Origin of the sequence: Hominilimicola sp. (assembly GCF_046972485.1) — a bacterium.
GTDB lineage: Bacteria > Bacillota > Clostridia > UBA1381 > UBA1381 > Hominilimicola > Hominilimicola fabiformis.
On record NZ_JBKVWU010000002.1, the window covers coordinates 21,363 to 42,795 of the forward strand.

Here is a 21,433-nt window from a genome sequence, read left to right on the forward strand (position 1 = left end):
TTCGTAGAAAGTATTTCTTTCTACAATTTCTACTACGCAGCATGGTTTGTTTACCATTTCTTTTATTATATTATCACACAACGCTAAATTTGTCAAGCAAAAAGAACGGTCATACGACCGTTCTTTTATCAGTTATTTTTTGTTTAATTATTGAACTGCCTCAATCTTTAGGTTATCCATTAATACACCACCACAATATTTACCTGCTGCTATAAATACTCTGTCTAATACTGTTGTATCTTTGTTTACAAAATCAGCTGTTGTTGATTCTACAACTGTTGTCTCACCCTTTTTCAATGTATATGTAACCTTCTTTGTTGAGAAATCAACTGTTGCGTTAAGTGTTACCCAACCTGTTGCCTCTCTTTTTAAAGAATTAAAATCTGATGTAGTAATTGTTTCTTTTATTGATGGCGATACTTCATTACCATTAATTGTAATTGTACCAAAAGTTCCGTTACCAGTTGCCGGAGCTGCTATTGTTAATATCTGTTTATCAGAACTTAACCAAGTACCTGCATTTGATCCACCTAGCAATGCTATATTAGAGCTCTTGCCACTAGCACAAGCTTCAATGTTAAAGTCAAAAGATACATTAAACTTATGAACATCATAAGTATTTACTGCTGTTTGATAATTTTCAACGGCTGTAAGTGATGGTGATGTAAGACTTGAATCACCGCGGGTTCTGACACCTGTACCTATAACTTTACCGTCTGTTCTTGAAGCGACTTCACCAGGATTAAATACTTTTGCACCGTCACCAGCAGCTGTAAAATCTGAAGTTTCATCAAAGTTATTGTCATATATTGAAAGTGCTCTTTCCAAAACAGGAACTGATGCAAAAGTAGCTGTTACTGTTACGTTAGCTGCCGGCATTACAAATGTATTATTTGTTACCTGTACAGCAGCATCACCGTTTTTAACTTCAAGTGTTGACACTTTGTAGTTAGCTGCAAGAGTCGGAACTATTGTTACAGTTTGACCGATTGTTGCAGTTGTTGCATCAGCATCACCCACTTTAATTGCGATTGAGTTACCGTTTTCTGCAACTGTGTTGTTTGTAATCGTGTAGTTAATAGCTCTAAATGTAACCTTAACAGTAATGTCGCCTGCAATAGCATTTCCTGCTACTGTATACTTGCCCTCTGTAGCTGTAACTGTTGTATAAGTATCATCTTCTGCTGATGTTAATTTGTAAGAAACAGAATCTAATTCATAACCTGCATTAGCTGTAGGAACGATTTCAAGAGTTTCGCTCTCTTTGAATGATGTAGCATTTTCAGTATCACCTACTTTAAATGCTACTTTACCATTTTCAACTGTAGCGGCTACAACTTGGAATGATTTCTCTGCAATAACATTAACTTCAAATGTACCTACAACTTTGTTTGCATCAGTATCATCTGAACTTGCAATGTCTTTTACTGCTGTTGCTTTAACAGTAAGCTTACCCACAGCTTGGTCTGCAGCTACCGTAAGAGTACCGTCTTGAGCCATTACTGTACCATCAGCAAGGCTTACACCTTCTGTTGCTGATTCAACAGACCATGTAATAGCTGAATCTTTTGTAATATCAATCTTCTTATCAGCGTCAGCATATACTGTTGCTTTATATGTACCTTTTTGACCAATCTGTACATCTGTATTTGTACTTGAAACAACTACATTATCAACGTCTGCTCTTACAAAATCAGCTGTAACTGCAATAGCACTTTCTTCACCTGTAACTGTGTATGTATATTTTCCATCTACTGCTGTAACTGCTGTTCCGTTTACCTTTACAGCTGATAGTTTCTTTCCTGCAGGAACTGTCGGTGTAATAGTAATTACATCGTCTTTTACAACTTGTGCTTTATCTACAGTTACGTCTGTTGCTGTAACATTAATCGGTGTTACATATGACGGATCATTGATGTAAAGATTATCAATTTGCATATTTGCGTTTGCTGTATTTGAATGATAATCCATAGCAACAACACCTGCTACGGTGTTATCTCTAAAGTCAACAGTCTTATCATATAGTGCTGTTTCCTTTGTATAGTTGTTATTTGCCTTATAGTCATATACCTTAATAGCAACTTTCTTTGTTTTATTATTTACAACTGCGTCAACGTGATACCATTTAGTAATAATATCTGTACCTGTAATTTCATCAACAACATCTGCACCACTATAAATTTTTATAACAGCACTACCCTCAGCACCGATTGTAAAAATTCTACCTGCTGCATTGTTGTTTCTATCATTAGTTCCAGGTTGTGTACCTCTTACACTTACCCATGCATTTCTTGTTGGTATAGAAATATCAAATGATGTAGCAACCGCCTCACCTTTTGCAGGAAAAGCCACAGTATATGGATTGTATCCAGCTCCTGAGCTACCGTTCCCGGTTTTCAAATTCTGAACTTTTGTTGTGTTACCGTTAACACCATCTGCGATACTTACCGTTACTCTGCTGTAATCAACAAAGCTGTTTGCAGCACCTTCTGTATCATATGTGTTTGTTCCGTCAGCATATGGAAGAACAGCTTCATCTTTTGAAGTAACTGCAAGATTTGTAACATTAGCGTCTGTAACTGTTACTTCTGTAGTTTCTGTATCGCCAACTTTAATTGTATAAATATCCTTACCGCTGGCAGCTACAGCTGATACTGTATATGTACCGGCTTTAACACCTGTAAACGTTACAGTTGTATCTTCGATTTTACCTGTAATTGTATTTTCAGCTTCTGCTTTATCTGTAAGAGTTACAGATTTAACACCTGCGTCTACAGTACCTGATACTGCATAAGTAGGAACAGCTGTTGCTGTTGGAGCCGGTGTATCTGTCGGAGCAACTGTTTCTGCAGGAGCTTCTGTCGGCTCAGTTGTCGGAGCATCTGTTGTTGCAGGAGTTTCTGCCGGAGCTTCTGTCGGAGCTTCTGTCGGAGCTTCTGTCGGTTCAGCTGTCGGAGCCGGCTTAGCTGTTGCTTGCGCTGCACCGTTCTTTATTGTACAAGCATTAGCAAGCGGTGTCATAGTCTTTAGACTATCCCAAACCATTATCTTATCATTCGTTGTGAATGTAGCTAAATCTGTTGCAGGAACTAGTTTAGCCTCGTTAGCTTTTAGTTCAAGATTAACAACTTTCTTAACTGAATCCAATGTATTATCAGTTCTGTATGATGCTTGAACAAGAACTGCATCTGTATCCTTATCTGATGTCAATGTAACTGTATTTGCAGTTTCATCAACGCTCATTGTAACCTTTGCAGGTATCGGAGCAGGTGTCGGAGCTGCCTCTGATGTTGGAAGAAGTTTTCTTGGTTGATCAGCTATTCCTGAATATGTTAGCATATTGTCAATTCTTGCAACTGAACCTGTGTAAGAACCACCTTTTTCAGATGTTACTGCTAACAATGGAAGTTCTGAAACTGATGATGCTGTATTGCCTGTTCCAACGTGGTCGCAATCAACTTGTGGTTTTTCTGTGAAATCTTCATCAGCTTTTGCAACCCAAATTCTAAATTTATCGCTTGAAACTATAATTGCAACTTTGTACCATTGATAAGCCTCAACTTGTTGACCGATTGTTATAACATTGCTGCCGCTACCGATTGTGTAGCTTGAGGCTGTGTCATCAGTTGTAAGTACACCCATAACATTGTTGTATGCACCGTTCTTGTCAGTACCAGCTTGGCTGTTATCCTTTAGAATATAAAGTCTACCGGCACCGCCTGCCTTGTTTGAGCAAAGATTAACAGTAAATGTCATTACAGATGATTTTCCGTCTGCTAATGCCAAAGTATTTGCAGCAGAAACTACAGGACCTCTACCGGCACCTGAATAAGGACCACCTGCAAGTGTAAGAACTTTATCGCCAGCTGCCCAATCTTCTACTGAAACAGTTGTTGCTGTATCGCCGCCGGTTCTATTACCCATAGCAATAGATAGACCGTCTACATCTGTAATTGTTGTAGCAGTTTCGCCCATTGCTGTTGATGCAAGTGCTTTGCTGAAAGTATTATTAACTACCGGTGTAACTCCATCTGGAGCTGAAAGGCCAGGAGCCTGTGTCTTAACGTCCGGAACCGGCATAACTGTTGGAACTACAACAGTTGCATCACCTCTAAGACCATCTGTTGTAAGTGTTTCCGGAGCACCTTGGTAAATATGTAAGTTGTCAAGTGCAACTATACCACTACCACCATCACCTCTGTTTGAGCAAACATATATTGAATTAATTTCATTTGTTGAGTTTGTATATTCTACACCGTCAACAAGTTTATTACCTGACTTATCGATTACTGTTACAGTAGTCTTATCATTATTAACTGCAGCTTGTACTCTTACCCATTTAGTATCTGCAACCTCGACTGCACTTTCAGGATAAGCTACTAATTCTGATGTTGAATCATCATTAATTACCCATTTATCTGTAAGATATGGTCTAAGGTCAGTTTTCATAGCAGCGTTAGCTACTGACGCACCTGAACCTGAATTATACTTTGTACCTTGTTGTGCATTTACTGTATCTATAATACCTGCACCATCTCTTGTATCCTTAGTGCTTGTATCATTTGTAAATGCAAGTTGGTTTGAGTGCATGATTCTGCTCATACCATTACCACGAGTCATCATTGTATCATACTCAATAGTATATTGACCTGAAATAGTTTGACCCAAAGAATATGTCGACTTACGGTTACCGCCGCCGCTACCTTGGAATTTTAAATATTGGTCAGTTTCACCGTCATCAATGGTAACTGTCGGAACAATGTCACCTTTATCTGTTCCATCCGGAGCAACCCAACCATCTGCTGTTGAGCCATCAAGAGTGACTAAATCTGTTGCCGCGCTTGCTGTTACTGTCAAGCCTGCGAAAGCAGATGCTGACATAGCAGCGGCGCAAAGTAATGAAATTAGTTTTTTACTTTTCATTTCTTCTCTCCCTTTCTTTCCTTAACTTGTTTCCAAGTCTTGTTTAATTTAACAGGTATCGTATGTCGATTTAAGTAAATCTGCACAAACTCAACCCATCTATATGGTATATATTGTATCATATTTTTTTTGTATGTGCAATATTATTAAGAAACTTTGAATGAAAATATTGCACAAAAAAGCACATAATTTTTTATTCAAAATGCAAAATTCAAGTTGTACATTTTTTATTTTTGTAGATTATTTTTACCAAAAAAGACCGCTTTTCGCGGTCTTTTTAGTGGGTTATTTGATACTCCATTTGCGAGCTAAATTTTATTCTGTGTATTGGTCTGCACTGAATATTTCTATATTATCAAACGATATAGAACCATATGCCTTTTTACCATACTTAAAATACAATCCCGACATTCCCGTTGCATCTGTATCAGCCATATCAACTTCACCGTCAAAATAAGTCTTACTTGAGTCAAGCGATTTTGCCACTACATTTACTTTGTGTGTTGTAAAATCGCAAACTGCAACTACCGATATCCATTCATTATTTGGAATTGTTGTCGTTTGTCCGTTTATTGTGGTTGTACCGTCCTTTGCTTGATTTAAATACAAAACATATCCGCCTGTACAACCATAATTTTTATTTCCACCATTATAAGTTATATTTCCCGAATGAACAGCAAATTCATTTGGGTCAGTATTTGCGGTTGTAAACTTAATATTCATTGCATATACAAGTCCATTATCAGATGTATATGTTTCTCCGAATGATTTCTCTCCGGCTCTTGAACTGGTATTTGCTCCAAATCTCAAATAATTACCAAAACTTGAATTTTCATCATACTCAACCGTCATTGCACCTTGTTGATTTGCACTAACCCATCCGTTTGCTGCCAACATTGATGTTGTCAATGTTTTGAATGTTTCGTGATACAAATAATTGTATTTATCCGGTTCAGATACTGTAAATACTGCCGTAAACTTCGCAGTGTCATGTGCTCTTACAGTAAGTTCACTTGTGAACGCAAAGTTTTCATTACTGCCGTCCTTACGCCAAGCCAAAAGTTCATAGCCTTCATTTGCAGTCGCAGTCAAAGTCACCATATCGTTCATATCTACTGTTTTTTCAGTAGTTCCTGCTTCTCCTATATAAGCACTTCCCATTGTATTGTCGCTTGATTCTACTGTAATTGTCTTTTTAGGAAGAGCTTCTTGTTCAAGAGTACCTACCTTCAAATCAGATATTCTAACATCAACTGCCGCTTTACTTGCCGATAGCAAGAAATAAGTAAGTTGTGTAGGTGAAACTGTACCAAATGTACTGTAATTACTAAATTCATATGTGACAGGATCGAAACCATCTATTTGAATAGTGCCTGTTCCGTTATCCATATCAAGAATATATCTTACAGTTGACCATTTACCCTTATTTATTGAGCCTACTTCTTTACCGTTAGCACTGATTGAGCCGTTGCTTCCCACGTTAAATAGTGTGATTGACTGCTTTCCTCCAGGATTTCTATCAACTACACCGTCTGCCAAGCCGACATTAAGATTTCCGCCCGAAACATATGACAAATCCATTTCTATAAGGTATTTTCCGCTTGTGCCTATTACTGTTTCCGATGAATCGTCTGCCGCATCAAATTTCTTTGAAGAATAGAATGAACCGTCTGAACTGTTATCGGCTTTCTTACCTGTCGATGCAAATTCTGCATATCTTCTGCTTATTACATCATCTGCACTTTCGGCACCAAGTTTTCCTGTATTTACAGCACTACCTGCAACAACCCAGTTACCGTTCCCTGCCAAATCTTCATCACCGCTATAAGTTTTACCTTCATAATTAAAGTCTTCCAATATAATCGAACTCTCTATTGTCATAGGTTCATATACAGATGAATATGTATCCGGATTATCTGTATCAACTATCAATCCTTCATCTCCACCCGCATCTTTTGCTCTGTAAACTACTGCAGTGTATGTATCACCTTCAGCGAGAACAAGACCGTCTGTTGAAGTTCTGAATTCTTTAATTGTTTGTGTTCCGTTTACAGTGTTATCAACTTGTGCATTTGCATAGATTTTACCCTTTTCTGTTCCGTCTGAATTTTTAATAGTAATAACTACGATACCGTATGCACTCATATCCTTTTCAGATACTGAATGTTTCAAAACATCAACAGATTGTATTGTTCCGTCTTCTGCAAATACTACATTTTTTATAGTAGTAGGATATTTTGTAGGTAGCAATGAAACATATACATCAGGATATGCCTTGTTAGGTGCAGGACCTGCTTTTACGACATTTTCTGAAACTTCATACGGTGTTGCGGTGCTTCTCATACCTGTTACAAGAGGTTTTATTGCATTTGCTTCTACTTCTGTAATCGCTGACTGATCCTCGTTAGCTTGAAGTTTTAGTGCTTCTTGCATAAATAAGTATGCACCGTTATCGGCACCAGCGTCATTAGGGTGAGTACCGTCAATTCCGCCGCCTCGTACTCCACGGAAATAGTAGTCAACTGCATTTTTCTCATAAACTTCAGAACTGCGTATTTCCTTTACCTTTGCTCCGGCAGCTTTCATCCAATCAAGCCAAGGTTGATTTAGGTCAATAAATACTACATCCTTTGCTCCGGCTGCAGTAATACCCTTTGCAATAACCGTGTCTGCATACTCATAACCCGCATCTAATCCGTCTGACGCTGCCTTAGCAACAAAGTTATCTGCTTCTGTTTTTCCGCCTGTTATAAGCACTTCTGTATAATATTTTGCAGCTTTACTGAATCCGTTAAGTGTTGATTTCCATGTATTTGTTTCTGCATCAAATTGGTCTGTGTTATGACGGTCAATAGGTCCTACATAAATTGTTGTCGCTCCGACCGAATGAGCTTTTTCATAATACTTCGGTATTGCTTTTAAATATCCCAAAGGTCCGTCATCCTTATGGTTATGTCCGTATTGAACATATACAAAATCGCCTTTACCGATGTTTGCATTTGCCGCAGTCCAGTGTGCAGAATCAGTTGCATTTATACCTCCGTCACCTTGATTGGATATTGCAACTCCTGTCGGCAAATATTTTGATAAGAATGTACCTGTTCCGCCATAGTTTTGTAGCGGGAAGAACGGTTGTAATGCAGCATAATCACAACCTGTTGAATCTGTATACATCCAAACAGTAGGACACGCTTCAACTTCTTCAACTTCTATAGCCGAAATTGCAACATTGTCACCAACTGCCACTACATTCAACATATCATCAGCATATGTAAAATCTTTTGCTCCGTCACGTCCTTTTATGTATACGTTTTGAAGCGTTGCAGTAAATTCAACTTCTTTTGTTTCTCCTGCGGCAATCTTCTCTTCTGTTACAATCGGATGACGTCTTTCAGAAAATACAGTTGCAATAGCATCTTTTGTCTGATCTAATCCGGTAACGTAAACTTTTACTTTATAGTAATGGTCATTTTCCGCATCCATACTGAAACGAATAGGATAATCGCCCTCTATTGCAGGCTCGCCTTTTATGTCAGCACCGCCGACAGCTCCCAAGAAATCGTCTGTTGCAGATGTAACCGTATCCTTTTTACCCGAATTTACAACAACAACCTGTCCTTCTTGTGTATCTATACCATCGATATAAGTTCCGACTTCATATGCCTTTTCGTCAGTACCTAACAAACCAAATTTTTTACCGTCAGATGTTTTTGTGGTGTTTGTTGAATATGCGGTATCTTTTGTTACCGAATAATATCCGTTAGCCACATTATCGCTGTCGCCAAAGTCAAACTTCCACATTTTTCTCGGAACATTTACAGGCTCGCTAAGTAGCGGACGCATATTCTGCAAACTATCCCAAAGCATTATTCTTGCACCGGAAGGTACGTCTATTGTACTTCCGTCAGACACCTGCTTACAATCAAGTTTTTGCAATATACTGCTATCAGAATCGTAAGAAGCAATAATTGCATATGCGTTACTTGATGAATGAATTGTTGCAGTATTACCGTCAAGCGTTACACTTGCGGTATCATCTGCCGCACTTGCCGTCATAGGCAATACGATACTTCCCGCAATCATTGCCGTTGACAATGCCGCACAAAGCAATTTTTTTAGATTGTTTTTCATAAAACCTTCTCCTTTTTTATAAATTTCCTCTCTCAAATTTGCCGTTATAAATTATATTATCATATTCTCTCAAAAAAGAAAAGCAGATTAATAAAAAAAGTAGTTTTTTTATTAAATCTGCTCTGTTTTTTTACTTTTTCTTTCTAAGCATTGCACCCTCGCAAACAGGCTGTGCCGTTTTAAACTTAACTATCTGCTCCGCGTGATTTGCAACTTCGATTTCATTACCGTTTTCGTCACACATACTGTCAACCGTCTGTACAAAAAACGGTTTCATAGGCTGAATTATCTCTATTTCGTCACCCTTAAAGAAACGGTTTCTCTGTGTAATCGTTGCAATGCCGTTTTCCGCGTCATACGACTTGACTATACCGATAAGGTCGTAATCTCTGATATACGAACTTGACGTGTAAACCTGTGAATTTTCATCCGGCTTGCCGAAATAAAAACCTGTTGTATACGGTCTGTGACTGACCTTGCAAAGTTCTTCGTATTCCGCTTCATTAAACACATAATTTTCGGGATCGGCACAATATCTGTCAATCTCACGTCTGTACGCCCCGACAACCGTTGCAACATAATAAGAAGTTTTTACTCTGCCCTCGATTTTAAGGCTCGCAATACCGCTTTGCACAAGCTCAGGTATATGACGGATTGTACACAGGTCCTTTGAATTAAATATAAACGTACCTCTTTCGTTTTCAAACACGTCCATATATTCACCCGGTCTTGTTTCCTCGACAAGTTTGTAATTCCATCTGCACGGATGTGCGCAAGCACCCATATTTGAGTCACGTCCTGTCATATAGTTTGACAAAAGGCATCTGCCCGAATATGATATACACATAGCGCCGTGTATAAATGCTTCAAGCTCCAAATCTTCAGGAATTTTCTTTTGAAATTCCGCAATTTCTTTAAACGACATTTCTCTTGCAAGCACGACACGCGTTGCACCCATCTTGTACCACTTTATTGCCGAGCGATAATTAATGTTATTCGCCTGTGTACTTACATGAATAGGTATTTCCGGTGCAAGTTCCTGCATCATATCAAACAATCCCAAATCTGCCACAAGCACTGCGTCAAAGCCGTAATTCTTTATATCTTTGACAAACTCCTCAAATTCTTCAATATCATCATTATGCGGAAGAATATTTGCGGTAAGGTACACTTTTTTGCCTCTGTCGTGAGCGTACTTTATACCTTCCTGCATATCTTCCTTTGAAAAATTTTCCGCCGCAACACGCAGCGAAAACATTTCACCGCCGATATACACCGCGTCCGCACCGTAATCTATCGCTGTTTTCAATTTCTCCAAGCTGCCGCCGGGAGCTAAAAGTTCTGGTTTCTTCATAATATATTCCTACCCTTTATTATTTCTTTACCGATATTGTAACACCGTCACCAAGCGGTAAAAGCGATGTTTCAAGCTCCTTATGCTCCATAAGCATATCAATATATTTTCTAAGACGTTTTACAATCGTGATTTTTCTTCTCACAACGTGGTTATCGTCCGCTGTCATTCCCTTGTAAAGCACATTGTCGGAAATAAGCACACCGCCTTTTTTCAGCAATCGCACGCACTCGTCAAGCATATAAATATAATGTGCTTTCGGACCGTCAAGAAATATCATATCAAAAACTTCATCATCGTCAATATACGAAAGATAATCCTTTGCATCTGCCTCAATAACAGATATTTTTTCCGCATATCCCGAAGTTTTAATATTCTCCCTTGCAATGCGCACCATATCTTCGTTACATTCAAGTGTTGCTATTTCGCAGTCATCATCTGTAGCCTGTGCCATTAATATAGAAGAATACCCAATCGCACAACCTACTTCAAGTATTTTTTTCGGTTTAACCGTTCTGCACATCACCGACAAAAACCTTGCCGTTTCAGGCTCTACTATCGGAACACTGTTTTCTTCCGCATATTTTTCAAGCGAGTGCATAAATTCATCATTATGCACTGTTTTCGCACGCAAATATTCCGTTATATACGGCGGAACAATCGCGTCTTTATCATATTCTATCATTTATCAAACCTCTTTATTGTTTTAAACTGTCTTGATTTTCAATCGCACTGTCATCGACCGAAATATTTTGTTCGGTACTCTGCATTGCCGCAAGGTGTTCTTCATATGTCTTTGAGAAGATATGTGAGCCGTCCTTGCCAAGTACAAAGTAATACGCATCGGTTTCCTCCGGATAAAGTGCCGCCTCTATACATTCCGTTCCCGGATTGCATATAGGGCCTATCGGAAATCCCGCATACATATATGTGTTATACGGTGAATCTATCTGCGTGTCGGCAATCGAAAGCACAGGCTTTCTTTCACCTAAAATATACTGTACCGTCGCACACGACTGGAACTTCATACCTGAGTTTCTTCTATTATAAAATACTCCCGCAACTTTTGCTCTTTCCGTTCCGCTGTCCGTTTCACGTTCAACGATTGACGCCATAGTTATAACTTCATCAACCGTCAATCCAAGCTCTGTCGCACGTTCATAATACTCCGGTTTAAACTGATTGTCAAATGCCGCAAGCATTAGGTCGATAATATCGTGTGCCGACATTCCGTTCGGAATTTCATACGTTGCAGGGAACAAATATCCCTCCATACGCCCGTCACGTTCAGGCAAGTTTTTCAAGAACGCATAATCATAATCGTCGGGATTTAAAGCCGCATAAAAGTCCTGCCAGCTTACAATACCTGCCTCATCAAGTTTCTGTGCAATCTGCTTGATTTCATAGCCCTCCGGTATTGTAATTTTCGCAGCCTCACGGCTCGGCGTTATTATAAGATTAAGTATGTCACTGTAACTCATTCCGTCATCAATCGTTGCCGCACCCGGCTGAAAATTACCGTCATATCCGCCGAGCTTTGACTGCACCTTAAACAAAAGCGGATACTTTATTATGCCATTGTCCTTTAACAGTTTTGCAACAGATGACGTACCGTCACCTTCTGCAACCTCTATTCTCTTACTTCCTTCTTCTATTGAAACACCAAGGCTGTCGCTTAATAGTATGCCCGTTCCCGCAAGACTCAAAACAACTATAACAGCTATGATTATCACAGGCACTTTCCATTTGCCGTAACCTGTTTCATGCACCTTTACTGCCATAAAAGTGTCCTCCTTATTAATACATATTACTGCTATTCTATAACAAAATACACTTTTCGTCAAGTTTTGCGTTTTTTTTGTCAATTTATACGATAACTTTTCTTTAATTTTTACATATTCATAATTGAAAATTTTGAGAAAGTATTATATAATATTAATATGAGATTATTTTTAAGGAGGAGTTATCAATGGGATACAAGGAAACCTACAACCGTTGGCTTACAAGCGACGTGGTTGATGATGACACAAAAGCAGAGCTTAAATCTATTGAAAACAACGAAAAAGAAATAGAAGAAAGATTTTATCGTGAACTTGAATTCGGTACAGCCGGTATGAGAGGTATCATCGGAGCGGGTACGAACAGAATCAATATATATAACGTAAGACGTGCAAGTCAAGGTGTTGCGAAATACGTTCTTTCAAACGGTGAGGACGCCGCAAAAGCAGGTGTTCTTATCGGTTACGATACACGTAATTTTTCACGCACATTTGCTGAAGAAACAGCTAAGGTTCTTACTTGTGCAGGTGTAAAGACTTATCTTTTTCCTATCGTTCATTCAGTTCCGGAAGTTTCATTCGGTATTCGCGAACTTGGCTGCAGTGCCGGCGTTATGATTACCGCCAGCCACAACCCTAAAGAATACAACGGTTACAAGGTATACGGTCCCGACGGCGGACAACTTCCTCCGGACGCGGCTGATGTTGTTGTTACCGCAATCGACAGCTACGATATATTTGACGATGTTAAGTTTATTTCGCTTGACGAGGCAAAAGAAAAAGGATTGCTTGAAATTGTAAGCAGCGACCTTGACGAAAAATTCCTTGACGTTGTTCAAACACAACAGCAAAATCCCGAGGCAGTAGCAGAAGTTGCAGATACATTCAAGCTTATCTACACACCTTTCCACGGCACAGGCTCAAGACCTATCAAGGCAATACTTAATCGTATGGGCTTTAAAAATGTGCTTGTCGTTAAGGAACAGGATACAGAAGACGGTAATTTCCCGACTGTTAAGTCACCTAATCCGGAGGACAAGGAAGGTTTTGAAATTGCTATAAAAATGGCAAAGGAAAATGACGTTGACGTTATCATCGGTACAGACCCCGACTGTGACAGAGTCGGTATAGTTGTTCGTGACGCCGACGGCATATACAGAACACTTACAGGCAACCAAACAGGTGCTTTGCTTGTTGAGTACATACTTTCATCAAAGAAAGCCAAAGGCACTCTGCCTGAAAACGGCGTTGTTATCAAGACAATCGTTACAACAGAGCTTGCCGCCGCAATCGCTCATTCATACGGTATCGAAATTATGAACGTGCTTACAGGCTTTAAGTACATAGGCGAAAAAATGACAGAGTTTGCCAAGACAGGCGACCATACATATCTTATCGGATTTGAAGAAAGCTACGGTTATCTTGTAGGTACTCACGCACGCGACAAAGACGGCGTTGTTGCGACAATGCTTATTGCAGAAATGGCTGCTTACTACAAAACAAAGGGTAAGTCACTTTATGAAGCACTTATGGACATATACAAGAAATACGGATATTATTCAGAAAAGACAGTTTCATTCGTAATGCCGGGTAAAGACGGTATGGAAAAAATGTCACAGTTACTTACAGATCTACGTCAAACACCTCCGACAAAAGTTGCAGGTATGGACGTTGTGCTTTACACCGACTATCAGTCACAAACAATTAAAGATACAAAGGGCAATGTTTCACCTCTTAAAGGTTTGCCTAAGTCAAACGTATTGAAGTACAACCTTTCAGACGAAAAGACTTACTTTATCGTAAGACCGTCGGGAACAGAGCCGAAAATCAAGTTGTATCTCGGCACATTCGCAGAAAGCTTTGAAACAGCCGAAAAGACTATCGAAAAAGTTCTTGAAGATTGCAAAAAACAACTTGGACTATAAACCAAAATGCCTTTCTCTTTGAGAAAGGCATTTCAGATTGTAGACAAAACCGTTATGGTTTTGTCTACTTTGTTCTTGGGTGTTTGAGGTGCAACCTCAATTTATAATCATTTCTGGCGACCTGTGCGACAGAAATGGCTTAAAATCTAAAGTTTCGACTTTGGAGGAACTTTATGATTTTTTCTCTAAAAACACTCAAAAATTACATCACAAGATGTGATTTTTGGAGCTGTCGACATTTTGTCGACAGACTCATTAACTTGTGGTATCATTAAATTATATTACACTTGGGGGGATTGCAATGGGGAAATCATTTAATCAAAAGCTGAAATTACTGTACATAATGCAGATGTTAAAGGAAAATACAGACGAAAATCACGCAATGTCCGCAAATGATATTATTTCGGCACTTGCCAAGCAAGGTATAAGTGCCGAACGCAAGAGCATTTATGATGACATTGAACGGCTTAAATTATTCGGTTGCGATATTTTGAGCAGAAGAAGTGAGCCGAAAGGATATTATCTCGCGTCAAGAGATTTTGAAATTGCAGAATTGAAGTTATTGGTTGACGCAGTTCAATCTTCAAAATTCATTACAGAAAAGAAATCAAATCAGTTAATTCACAAAATCGAACAGCTTGCCAGCCGTCATGAGGCTCAAACGCTTCAAAGACAAGTCGTTGTTTCAAACAGAATTAAGACGATGAATGAGAGTATCTACTATAATATAGATAAACTTCATTCCGCAATATCTTCAGATGTTAAAATCACTTTCAAATATTGTTCATGGACGCTTGCCAAAAAGCTTGAACCGAAAAAGGACGGTGCAAATTACACCGTAAGTCCGTATATTTTGATATGGGACGATGAAAATTACTATCTGATTGGTTTTGATGATGATAGCAAAGAAATACGCCATTACCGCGTAGACAAAATGCTTAACATAACAATAACCGCCGAAAAACGTGACGGCGGTGACCAATTCAGCAAATTCGATATAGGAAACTATTCAAAAAGAACATTCGGTATGTTTGCAGGTGACGAAAATACACTCGAAATTGAATTTGACAATAACCTTATCGGTGTTGTTATGGATAGGTTCGGCAAGGATATTATTTTAAACTCAAATACCGAAAATACGTTCGTTGCCAAATTAAATGTAAACATCAGTTCACAGTTTTACGGTTGGCTTGCAGGGCTCGGAACAGGTGTAAAAATCCTTTCTCCGCAGTCTGAAGTCGAAAAATATTTAACATATATTAAGGATATATCCTCAAAATATACAAATTTTTGATGTTTTGTTATATTATATCCTGTAAACATATAACCATTAATACATTTAATGGTTATATTTTCTTTCACTTTTCATAAAAAACATTTCGTATTAATCGGATTTTTTATCTATTTAATGGTATTATTATTCATTTTGTTGACAAATCAATCGACTGTGATATAATGTAGCCAATGTACAAAGTTGTGCATTTATTTTTATACCGAAGGGTATAGAAATAACGTATCTGGAAATAATCATATTGATATTTCCGAAGGATAGGAGGTTTTTACCATGAAACAATTTTCTTATACAATTCAAGGTGAACACGGACTTCACGCCAGATGTGCCGGCAAACTCGTACAAAAAGCACAAAATTTTACGTCGAACATTAGCATTGAATATAACCAGAGAATTGAAAACTTAAAAAGACTTTTTACAATAACTTGTCTTGGCATCAGTAAAGGTGATTTCGTTACAGTCAAAGTTGAAGGTAACGACGAAACTGAAGCCGCAAATGTTCTTGAAAATTATTTTAAAGAAAATCTTTAAAGACAAAAAGCACGTCTGATACAGGCGTGCTTTTTGATTTGTTTGCACAAAAAAATCGAAACAAGCATAACCTGTTCCGATTGGAGCTAATGGGGGGAGTCGAACCCCCGACCTACTGATTACGAATCAGTTGCTCTGCCAACTGAGCTACACCAGCGAAAATGAAATATAAGAGAGAGCCGAAGCTCTCTCTGTAATATTTTTAGTTAAACAAACTTTTAGCAATCGTGCTGACTGCTTTTCCGTCTGCTCTTCCCTTAACTTTTGGCATAACGTATTCCATAACCTTACCCATGTCTTTCATGGAGGTTGCGCCTACTGCTTTAACGCCTTCTTCTACAATAGGACGTAGCTCGTCCTCTGTAAGCTGTTTAGGAAGATATTCCATCAAGCATTCCATTTCCTGTTTTAACTGAGAGATTAAATCCTCTCTGCCACTCTTTTCATATTCAGGAAGAGAGTCCTTGCGTTGCTTTAATTGCTTTGCAATTACCTCCAAAATATCCTCGTCATCAAGAGTTACTTTGTTGTCCTTTTCAACCTGCAATATTGCAGTACGGACAAGTTGTACTGTATTTTTGCGTACAGTGTCTTTGTTTTTCATTGACGATTTTAGATCTTCTGCTAATTTTTCCTTTAAAGACATTATCGTCATCTCCTTATGTTGCTAATTAAAAATTAGAACTTTCTTTTTCTTGCAGCTTCTGATTTCTTTTTACGCTTTACGCTTGGCTTTTCATAGTGCTCACGCTTTCTGATTTCAGACATGACACCTGACTTAGCACATTGACGCTTGAATCTGCGAAGTGCGCTATCTAATGATTCATTATCTTTTACTCTTACTTCAGACATTGTTTCCCCTCCCTCCGGCAAGTCAATTCTAAAAACGGACTTGATGGACTCAGTTATACACTGTTTGTACAACAATATCTATTATACCTTATTTTACATAGATATGTCAAGATATTTTAGTGATTTTTATAAAGATTTGTTTATTTTTTTAGCTGCCGACAAATTTATCGGCAGCTGTATTTATTATTTCAATGTTTTTGACAAACGATACATCACTACGCAGGTCCAAAGTTTTGTATCATCAAGCCCCAATCCGCTGCCGGTGCCGACAATTATACCGTTATCCACGCACCACCGAACAGCCTCTTTTGCCCAGTCGGGCATATTATCATCAATATAATTATAAATCATAGGATTTTCGATTTTGTAAACCTCATTCTGCAAAACATCAACTCTTGCAGTCTGTTCTGAAATCATTTGTTTTAATTCTTCATATTGTGACATTGTAAGTTCCTCCTCCATTTTTTCGTCGACTATCGCGTCACTTATTGCCTCGGCAATTCTGTCTGCACCGACTTCATTATATAAATCCGCGTCCGATTTAGTGTCGACAAAGCACACTTCTATAAGCATAGACCTCGCATTACTTCTGCGAATGACATACAAATTTGAGCCGTTTTTTATACCTCTGTTTATAAACCCAAGCTCCGCCATATTTTCACATACCAGCTCCGCTTGTTTAAAAACTTCTCCGTTATAGGTATAAACCTCAGTTCCTCTGCCGCCGCCGCTGTTAAAGTGTATCGAAACGAACAAATCAAGCGGCTGTGCATTCGCTTTATCCACAATCTTTTTCAAATTTTCACTTACCGTAGAAGAATAATCGTCAGTGCAATCAACCACCGTAACACCTTTTGCCCTGAGATACTCCATTACTTTATAACCGACTCGGCGCGTTTCGTTGCTTTCGTTAAGGAATCCGACCGCACCGCTGCCGACTGTACCGCTGACAGTGTGTCCGCAATTTATTCCTACTATCATATATCTCACTCCCCATATATTATATTCACTCACTGTCCGCACTGTTACTGTCACGAATTTGGAGCAATATATCCTTTATTGCTTTCGGCATTCGCGGGTAAATCACCGCCACATTTTCCAACACACTTATACCCTCATTCGCTACGTAAAACATAATAACTATTTCCCGAATTGCAACATTATCACCCGTAATCTGTTGGAGAACATTTGAAAGTGCTACTATAATTAATATAGTAATCTTTTTGAGTAATCCTTTAAACCCAATCTCACTTGACATTGTTTTTGTATAAATTGCTTTAATAACACCTGTCAAACAGTCAAGCACCATTATCACCAGCAGTGCCCACAAAATACTGTCCCATCGACCGAAAATTGCGGCGAAATATCCGCCCACAATTCCGATAACCGTACTTGTCCAATTAAAAATCTTATCCATAAATTACTCCTCCGTTTTATTTATTTTCAGCTTGCTTTTTTAACTCCGCCACCCACTTCAACAAATCCGTCACACGATAACTTGCATCTTTACCATTTACAATATCATTCACGCCGACTTTTCCGCTTACAAGTTCATTTATCGCCCCAACAAATGAATCTCTGTTATTCGTTTTGAGAGCGTCAAGTGTGTTCAATCCTTCAAATCTGATTATACCCGCATATATTTCGGCAACTTCCGCTTTCATATATGTTACATTCATCTTTGCAACATTACCCGATTCAGGCTGTTCCGTAACCTCCAAGCCCAATGTACCGTTATCGCTGTCATATAACAAATTAATCCACTTTTCTCCCTCTTCACCTTTTTCCGCCGAAAACGAGGCAGAAATCGGTGCTGTTTGTATATATGCACGTCCGTCCCTAAAAATTTTAGTCTGCACAGGTAAGCTGTTTATCGTTACTGTACCGTTTCCGTTTCCTGAATTTATGTTTATAATAAAATCAGCCTTTTTCAGACTGTGCGTTATCTTATGCGTAATATTCTTTTCCCTTCCGTACAACTCGGTTTTGTCTGCTTTTTCAAAAAATCTTGACTTGTTTTCTTCATTATCTGCCTGTCGCTCCATTTTTTCATATTCGATACGACCGCTCAATTCATCATCTGCCTCTTGACGCGAATTTACCTCGTCTGAAATCTTGATTTCAAGCGAACTGTCCGCTTTCTTTCTGTCCGATGTTTCGGTTGAAATTTTGCCCTCAATCGAACTGTCTGCCGTCTTTCTGTCCGACGTTTCCTTTGTTATTTTATCAGTCAAATCATTACCTAAATTCACACGTTGATTTATTTCTTCACTCAAATTATCCTCTAACGTATTATATTCATCCTGCACCGTCTGAAAATTCGATTTCACCTGTTGCCACCATTTTTTCAGCAAAGTTTTTCCGTCAAAATTAAAATCTAATTTCATTCTTATTCTCCTTCCACCAATATCCTTTTCCCATTAATACACAACACACCGTTACTGTCCTGCGTAATAACATTATCCCCCACACTCAATTTTTCCGTTTCAAAATCACCCTTAAAATTCATATTGCCCTTGTCCGTAATATTCACAGCCGAATTGCCGTTGTTGTCCGTAATATTAAACACAAACTGACCGTTCACATTGCCAATCTGCGTTTTTACGTCACCGTCCGTTGACACCTCAATAATATCAGATAACAGCGAAACCGTACCGTTTTCACCGTTTATTTTCATTCCGGACTGTGAAATAACACCGCTTACCGATTTTGCCTTGACTTTACCGCCTGTTGTCGATACTTTTTTGTAACGTTTTGCAAGAGTTCCTATTTGTTCAAGATAGAAAAACAAATCCTTTTTTACCCTGCCGACAGATATAACGGTATCGTCACTTTGATAAGGATAATATTCAAGCCTTATGACGCGTTCTCTAATCTCGTTTCCGCAGTCGATTACAGTCACCGTATCACCGATATTAATTTTCTCGTCCGCATAATCCGCCAGCTTTGAAATATCGGCATATCCGCCTGTTATATTAACACAAGGCACGTCAATTCTTTCCTCATTTTCACTGTCAAACTCCCACCGTGCGCGTCTTAATATTTTACTCGGTTCAATATAATCGGTATAATCACGATACCCCTCACGAACACCGTAAATATCCGCGTTTTCACTTATAATATACTGCTTTCCGCTGTTCACACTTCCGATATGTGCGTCATCTTTTCCGTAAGGGTACAACTTCGTCACCATATCGGTTATATCCCTTTCTATCGAAATATCTTTCATATTCTTTGAAAGGTCAAGCCTTAAACAGCTTTCACCGCCTATACGCTCCACAAGGGCAATCTTGTAATTGTCGGCATAAATCTCGCCCTTACCGCAGTTTTCGATAAGAGCCTTAACCGCCTCATACGGATTGGTCTTATCCATAGAAAAGAAATCAATCTTAAAACCGCTGTAATCAACTCGTTTCAATCCGACTTTTGTCAATTCACTGTCCGTCATAATCGAAAACTTCGTATTTTTAAATATCTGCCCCAAAACATAAGACGGAGTTTTTCCGATTAAATCGGGAATATTTTGAATATGTATGTTCGATGCGTCCGCATTATAGACGTGACTGCATTCCGCCGCAATAAAATTCTTTTCACCGATTGTTTTTGACACCTTTATAATTCTGTATGCCTGACCCTCGCATACAACGATTTTATTTTCACTTATAATTTCCGACTTTTCATTTATCGGGTGCGAAAAATCAAGCCTGCGTTCACCGTTTATTTCATACGTAACACGCACATCATACGCGTCACCGATTACAATACCCTTGTCAAACGTAACACTGTTATACGGTAATATTCTAAGCATTTCCGTCACCTCATTCCAAGTCGTCAAAATGTTCACCGTACATAAAATACGGTGTATATGAAATTTCGGCCGTCATATTTTGACTGTTTGAATTTACGATATGAAGTTTGTTTCTTCCCGACGGAAATTCAAAAAACTCACCCGACACCAATATATTTCCGCTTGTATTTTTGACATTTTGTTTTTCAAAATCAATAGTTGTCTGACCGTTTGACATAAACGTAAGCGATTTGCCGTTCATAGACAGCGTTACATTTCTTGCACTCGCTCCAAGCTTTACAATCGGTCTTACAGGTCTGTCACCGAAATTGTATACACTTATATCACCGCTGCCGGAAATATTAAATTTAAACAAACACGAAATATCAATAGGTATATTTGCATCTAACATAAAAGGCATTTCCAAAGCCGGGCCTTCCGTATCAAAAATACATTTACAAAACGGTTCTGCCCTGAACGACACCTCCATAACCGCCTTACGACCGCTGTATTCAGGCATATATATAACCTCGTCCGACACTTTCCCCCGCCATTTTGAAAATGGCATATCATCAAAAATCAGCTCACCCTCACCGCAAAGCCACAGAGAAAGCAAAGACAGATTCCTCTGCATTTCCGCAAGATTATCGGCATATATGTTAAACGTAACCGTGAATATCCTGTCATTATAAAACTCACGTCCGAAAGGATTAGCTTTTGAAAAATCATATCCGCCGTCACGGTACGGCAAATCGACAATATTCTCTTTTACGCTCGGCAATATCGGTCTTGATTTAGTCCTCACCGTCACACCGAAATCGGAAGAATGACGGTCTTTAAATATAAAACCATTCCTCATAT

At 38.7% G+C, this 21,433-nt stretch carries 15 protein-coding genes and 1 tRNA gene; 3 read left to right on the forward strand and 13 right to left on the reverse strand.

Annotated elements, in window-relative coordinates; genetic code table 11:
* Positions 1 to 147: 147 nt before the first annotated feature.
* From ACLTU0_RS00375 to mltG, 5 genes are all read right to left on the reverse strand, one after another.
* A complete protein-coding gene (locus tag ACLTU0_RS00375) occupies positions 148 to 4,923 on the reverse strand; it encodes an InlB B-repeat-containing protein (protein ID WP_412320931.1) in 4,776 nt (1,591 codons plus the stop codon).
* Positions 4,924 to 5,238: 315 nt separating this feature from the next.
* Positions 5,239 to 9,054, reverse strand: coding sequence for a hypothetical protein (locus tag ACLTU0_RS00380; RefSeq protein WP_412320933.1), 3,816 nt, complete (start codon positions 9,052 to 9,054; stop codon positions 5,239 to 5,241).
* 130 nt (positions 9,055 to 9,184) lie between these two features.
* The gene (locus tag ACLTU0_RS00385) at positions 9,185 to 10,408 is read right to left on the reverse strand and encodes a peptidase U32 family protein (RefSeq protein WP_412294428.1); all 1,224 of its coding nucleotides are present in this window, start codon (positions 10,406 to 10,408) and stop codon (positions 9,185 to 9,187) included.
* 19 nt (positions 10,409 to 10,427) lie between these two features.
* The gene (locus ACLTU0_RS00390; RefSeq protein WP_117966619.1) at positions 10,428 to 11,093 is read right to left on the reverse strand and encodes an O-methyltransferase; all 666 of its coding nucleotides are present in this window, start codon (positions 11,091 to 11,093) and stop codon (positions 10,428 to 10,430) included.
* 13 nt (positions 11,094 to 11,106) lie between these two features.
* Positions 11,107 to 12,189: an endolytic transglycosylase MltG gene (gene mltG / locus ACLTU0_RS00395; RefSeq protein ID WP_412320935.1), complete on the reverse strand. Its 1,083-nt coding sequence runs from the start codon at positions 12,187 to 12,189 to the stop codon at positions 11,107 to 11,109.
* Positions 12,190 to 12,377: 188 nt separating this feature from the next.
* Here mltG and ACLTU0_RS00400 point away from each other — a divergent pair, with 188 nt between their 5' ends.
* From ACLTU0_RS00400 to ACLTU0_RS00410, 3 genes are all read left to right on the forward strand, one after another.
* Positions 12,378 to 14,111 carry a phospho-sugar mutase gene (locus tag ACLTU0_RS00400; protein ID WP_118446180.1) on the forward strand — a complete coding sequence of 578 codons (1,734 nt, stop codon included), beginning with the start codon at positions 12,378 to 12,380 and terminating at the stop codon, positions 14,109 to 14,111.
* A 301-nt stretch (positions 14,112 to 14,412) separates the two neighbouring features.
* Complete coding sequence (locus tag ACLTU0_RS00405; RefSeq protein WP_022228873.1) at positions 14,413 to 15,405, forward strand: helix-turn-helix transcriptional regulator; 993 nt, start codon at positions 14,413 to 14,415, stop codon at positions 15,403 to 15,405.
* A 270-nt stretch (positions 15,406 to 15,675) separates the two neighbouring features.
* A complete protein-coding gene (locus ACLTU0_RS00410) occupies positions 15,676 to 15,933 on the forward strand; it encodes an HPr family phosphocarrier protein (protein WP_022228874.1) in 258 nt (85 codons plus the stop codon).
* Positions 15,934 to 16,014: 81 nt separating this feature from the next.
* On the opposite strand, the gene ACLTU0_RS00415 is transcribed toward ACLTU0_RS00410, so the two are convergent.
* From ACLTU0_RS00415 to ACLTU0_RS00450, 8 genes are all read right to left on the reverse strand, one after another.
* Positions 16,015 to 16,090, reverse strand: a tRNA-Thr gene (locus ACLTU0_RS00415).
* 45 nt (positions 16,091 to 16,135) lie between these two features.
* On the reverse strand, positions 16,136 to 16,579 hold the full coding sequence (locus ACLTU0_RS00420) for a GatB/YqeY domain-containing protein (RefSeq protein ID WP_022228875.1): 444 nt from the start codon (positions 16,577 to 16,579) through the stop codon (positions 16,136 to 16,138).
* A 32-nt stretch (positions 16,580 to 16,611) separates the two neighbouring features.
* Positions 16,612 to 16,785 (reverse strand): 30S ribosomal protein S21, encoded by a 174-nt coding sequence (rpsU, locus tag ACLTU0_RS00425; RefSeq protein ID WP_022228876.1) that lies wholly within the window; start codon positions 16,783 to 16,785, stop codon positions 16,612 to 16,614.
* 183 nt (positions 16,786 to 16,968) lie between these two features.
* On the reverse strand, positions 16,969 to 17,766 hold the full coding sequence (locus ACLTU0_RS00430) for an N-acetylmuramoyl-L-alanine amidase (protein ID WP_412320938.1): 798 nt from the start codon (positions 17,764 to 17,766) through the stop codon (positions 16,969 to 16,971).
* 25 nt (positions 17,767 to 17,791) lie between these two features.
* Complete coding sequence (locus ACLTU0_RS00435) at positions 17,792 to 18,202, reverse strand: holin family protein (RefSeq protein WP_412320940.1); 411 nt, start codon at positions 18,200 to 18,202, stop codon at positions 17,792 to 17,794.
* A 16-nt stretch (positions 18,203 to 18,218) separates the two neighbouring features.
* Positions 18,219 to 19,172 carry a hypothetical protein gene (locus ACLTU0_RS00440; protein WP_412320942.1) on the reverse strand — a complete coding sequence of 318 codons (954 nt, stop codon included), beginning with the start codon at positions 19,170 to 19,172 and terminating at the stop codon, positions 18,219 to 18,221.
* 2 nt (positions 19,173 to 19,174) lie between these two features.
* Positions 19,175 to 20,593, reverse strand: coding sequence for a phage tail spike protein (locus ACLTU0_RS00445; protein ID WP_412320943.1), 1,419 nt, complete (start codon positions 20,591 to 20,593; stop codon positions 19,175 to 19,177).
* A gap of 10 nt (positions 20,594 to 20,603) precedes the next feature.
* On the reverse strand, positions 20,604 to 21,431 hold the full coding sequence (locus tag ACLTU0_RS00450; RefSeq protein ID WP_412320944.1) for a phage tail domain-containing protein: 828 nt from the start codon (positions 21,429 to 21,431) through the stop codon (positions 20,604 to 20,606).
* Positions 21,432 to 21,433: the final 2 nt, after the last annotated feature.